This window comes from Albidovulum sp. (assembly GCF_049646345.1).
In the GTDB taxonomy this organism is placed as follows: Bacteria; Pseudomonadota; Alphaproteobacteria; order Rhodobacterales; family Rhodobacteraceae; genus Albidovulum.
Map to the genome: position 1 here is coordinate 1 of NZ_JBARVQ010000248.1, position 1,793 is coordinate 1,793.

The window sequence follows — 1,793 nt, forward strand, 5'->3', positions numbered from 1 at the left end:
AACTTCTCCCAGTCTCGCAGGGGGATCAGCATTTCGCCGGTCTCAGGATCGCCAACGCAGCCGATACCACGGGCGCTGTCCGACCAGAAATCATAGAAGGGCAGCGCCTTGATGTCCGCATCGCGCACGTATTTGCTGCGCACAACTGGCAGGCCGAAGTAGGTTGTCTTTTCTGACATGCTTGGTCTCCTTTTGGTGCATTAGTGCGTTGGCACTAGCGCCCTAATGCACCAAAATCATCGCAGATAGGGCTGGATCGCGTTCAGTGCCTTACTTGATCCTGCGAGGCTGAACCTGTGCGATCGCCCGCCAAAGCTGATCTCGACCCATTCCGCAGCGCGGATGTTCTGCACGAAGCGATTGGTCGCGCCCATGCCTGCGGTCGCGTAGTTATCGAACAGCATCTCACCGCCACGCGCCGCGAAATCCAGCGCCTCGCCGTTGGAGAACGCGATCTGGACCCGATCGCCCGACGCCGGGGCTTGCCCGCCGAGTGTCACAGACACGCTGCAATTGTTGAAGTCGCAGGAGCCGTTCGGTCCGAAGCTGATCTCCTCGTCCGAGCGGGTGATCCAGATTTCATCGCCGCGCACACGGCGCGGGCTGACATCGCCGGTTGCGTTGGTGAAGGTCCAGAACTCCGCCCCACCTTCCAGCGAGGCTTCGAAATACCACCCGTTGGCGATTGCGGGCGATGCCAGCGCGATCAGCACGGCTGTCAGAACAGCTTTCATTTCTTCAGATCCTCTTGCGGAATATCTACGCCCGCATCGGCCAGCGCCCGCACGATCAACTGGCTCATGGTCAAGCCGCGCTTCAGCGCCTCGATGCGTAGCGCCTGGTGGCCCTCATTGCTGATGTAGAAGGACGTGTGTTTCAGGTCCGCTTGCGCGCTCATCGGTAGGGACTCGCCAGTCGCAGGTTGCAGAAGCTGTTGATCAGGGTCGCGATCGCCTCGGGCGTCAGGCCATGTTCAACAAAGGTCTTGTCCTCGAACTTGATCCGGATGTTGATCCCGCCTTCAGGGTTCACGGCCAGCCGAAAACCAGACTCATTCGCCGGTGCCACCAGCTTGCGTTCGCTCGACCATTCGACCACCTCTTCCGCTGGAACCAGCTTGCGTTGCACGCCAATGCCGCTGTCCTCCAGAATGTCGATTAGCAGATCGAGCATCTCGGCCGTGCGTTCGTGATCTTCGATGGTTTGCGGATCATAGTCGCACACCATCCAGTAGGGTTTCAGGATCGGCTGGACCAAGGCCCGCAGCCGCCGCTCTACCCCTTCGGGATCGTCCAACATTACCGCCACCATTTTTCCTCCTGTTTTGAAGCTGAATAAATCCAGCCCGCGACCCCAAGCGGGATCATCGCGAGGACGGTCAGTATGACGAAGCCGATCATGTCGCCCTGAACGAGCCGCCCAAGTGCGAACAACAAGGGAAACACGCCGACGATGGTTGGAAGGGCTGCGCGTATGTATATCTCGCGGAGGGAAACGCCCGGCCCGCTGAACCCTTTGGTCGCGCCACAGGATGCGCAAACACGGGCATCCTCGTGAAGGTCGGTCACCCAGTGGGGGCATTGGGTCATGGGGCAGCTCGGCACTTTGGTGTGAAAGTGCCAAAGCAATAACCTAAAATGGGATAATCCTCAAGCGGGATTATTCGAATTCCGGATTTATTCGGAGTTCAGAGCATGGGAAGAACCTTGCGAAGCGCGGGGCATGTTGCCCTTATGGCGGCACTTAAACAGGCGAGGTTGGAGGCAGGCCTTACGCAGACGGACGTCGCAGAG

Annotated in this window: 4 protein-coding genes; all 4 read right to left on the reverse strand. The window is 59.1% G+C overall.

From position 1 onward, the window contains the following. Positions 1 to 236: 236 nt before the first annotated feature. From WBB85_RS05890 to WBB85_RS05905, 4 genes are read right to left on the reverse strand one after another with little or no spacing between them, the layout of a single operon-like run. Complete coding sequence (locus WBB85_RS05890) at positions 237 to 734, reverse strand: hypothetical protein (protein WP_432637702.1); 498 nt, start codon at positions 732 to 734, stop codon at positions 237 to 239. After that, the gene (locus WBB85_RS05895) at positions 731 to 898 is read right to left on the reverse strand and encodes a hypothetical protein (RefSeq protein WP_432637703.1); all 168 of its coding nucleotides are present in this window, start codon (positions 896 to 898) and stop codon (positions 731 to 733) included. Before WBB85_RS05895 ends, WBB85_RS05890 begins: the two co-directional genes overlap by 4 nt. Continuing rightward, the gene (locus WBB85_RS05900; RefSeq protein ID WP_432637704.1) at positions 895 to 1,311 is read right to left on the reverse strand and encodes a hypothetical protein; all 417 of its coding nucleotides are present in this window, start codon (positions 1,309 to 1,311) and stop codon (positions 895 to 897) included. The genes WBB85_RS05895 and WBB85_RS05900 overlap by 4 nt, the downstream gene beginning before the upstream one ends. Further along, positions 1,299 to 1,589, reverse strand: a complete 291-nt coding sequence (locus tag WBB85_RS05905) for a hypothetical protein (protein ID WP_432637705.1) — start codon at positions 1,587 to 1,589, stop codon at positions 1,299 to 1,301. The genes WBB85_RS05900 and WBB85_RS05905 overlap by 13 nt, the downstream gene beginning before the upstream one ends. Positions 1,590 to 1,793: the final 204 nt, after the last annotated feature.